This window comes from Ferdinandcohnia salidurans, assembly GCF_042680725.1.
In the GTDB taxonomy this organism is placed as follows: Bacteria; Bacillota; Bacilli; order Bacillales; family Bacillaceae_L; genus Ferdinandcohnia; species Ferdinandcohnia salidurans.
Window position 1 is genome coordinate 1 of sequence record NZ_JBHUEK010000039.1, and the last position, 1,736, is coordinate 1,736.

Consider the following 1,736-nt stretch of genomic DNA (forward strand, 5'->3'; position numbering starts at 1 on the left):
CGGTTCGAAAGTTTATGTAATAATTTGATTTAATTGTTTTAGTCCTTGTTTCAGCCAGTATTCTTTATTCATAGCTGAATCCAAGACAGGATTATTAGACGTTCTCCAATATCCCTTTCGGGAGTTTGCACATTTCCAAGCAGTACTAGAGTAAATGCCAAGTTTCTTTAGGTTTCGGTATTTTGTTCTCGTTTTCTTCCATTCTTTCCATCGGCAGGCTCTCAATCTTCTTCTGATATGTGCGTCTAATAGATATGTATATCTCTTTATATCAGCGATTTTGAAATAGTTCCCCCACCCTTGAATTAGTTGGTTTATCTTTTGAATGCGATATTCCATACTTACTCCCCAATTGCGGTTAGTGAGTTTCTTTAGCTTAACCTCAAACCTTTGTTTAGATTTCTTTGGCACGTACACCCTGACTTTTCCCTTACTTCGGTAGAAACTCATCCCTAAGAATATACGTGCTATCGGCTTTCCCACCGCACTTTTCTCTTCATTCACCTTGAGTTTTAGCTTCTTTTCTATGAAGTCGGTTATTCCGCTTTTAACTCGTTCACCAGCTTTTTGACTTTTCACGTATATGTTGCAGTCATCGGCGTAACGGACAAATTTATGTCCTCGTTTTTCAAGTTCTTTATCCAACTCATTTAAGATAATATTGCTAAGTAATGGACTAAGTGGTCCTCCTTGTGGAGTACCTTCTTTATTTACGGACACAACACCATTTTCCAAGACTCCTGCTTGTAAGTACCGACGTATAAGTTTTAATGTCGGTTTATCAGTAATGGTCTTAGCTACAATAGACATTAATTTATCGTGTTGTACTTTATCAAAGAATTTTTCTAGGTCCATATCTATAACATATTGGTACCCATTTTCGATGTATAATCTAGCTTGCTCAATAGCCTGATGAGCACTTTTATTAGGCCTAAATCCGTAGCTATGAGGGCTAAATTGTTTCTCGAAAATTGGGGTCAGCACCTGAATAATTGCTTGCTGGATAACTCGATCGGTTACTGTAGGGATTCCTAAATTACGCTTACCACCGTTAGGTTTTGGGATTTCTACCCTTCTAACTGCTCGAGGTTTGTATTGTCCATCCCGTATAAGCCGAATGATTTCTTGTCCGTGTTCTTTCAAATGAAGGCGAGTAGCTTCTATATCTTTCTCATCGACTCCTGCTGCTCCTTTGTTTCTCTTTACCTTCTGAAAGGCTCGATTCATGTTCTCTCGACTTATAATTCTCTCAATTAATTCGTTATTATATTCCATATCGTTCCCATGTTCTTGATTTTGCACAAAGAGAACTCCACTCTACAATAGGGTTCGTCGGTTTCCGCCCTTCTAGCTCTAATGTAGTCTTACGATTGGCTGTGTCTTCGTTCCTTTGTAAAGTAGTCTAACATGGTCTCTCCTTTCGTTCCGTCCTTCTCAACCGTAAGGTTGATACTATGACATCGGCTGACTTCTCTTGATTCAGCTACTTATCACTAAATAGGTTCCTTTACAGGATATCAAGAGACCTCCCAGGGTAAGTTCATTCACTTTCTCCTCATATATCTGCCACATTTATTTACGGTTCATCCGGGGATATTTTGGACTTTGTTTTGTTTTGCAAACTCGTCCTGAAACGTAAACCTCAAATGTGATTCGTGTACCTCAGACCGAGGATTTGCCTAGGGCTTCCTTCGGATTCCGCGTCGCCACGGACACCCTTGCCTTTGGCTAATGGT

1 protein-coding gene is annotated in these 1,736 nt (G+C 39.6%); it reads right to left on the bottom strand.

Going from position 1 to position 1,736, the window contains the following annotated elements:
• Positions 1-12 precede the first annotated feature (12 nt).
• The gene (gene ltrA, locus ACFSFW_RS24210; RefSeq protein WP_388042220.1) at positions 13-1,275 is read right to left on the bottom strand and encodes a group II intron reverse transcriptase/maturase; all 1,263 of its coding nucleotides are present in this window, start codon (positions 1,273-1,275) and stop codon (positions 13-15) included.
• Positions 1,276-1,736 lie beyond the last annotated feature (461 nt).

What these genes read in the sequence shown, in the direction of transcription:
- ltrA (WP_388042220.1), bottom strand. Translation starts at nt 1,275, where the DNA reads ATGGAATATAATAACGAATTAATTGAGAGAATTATAAGTCGAGAGAAC.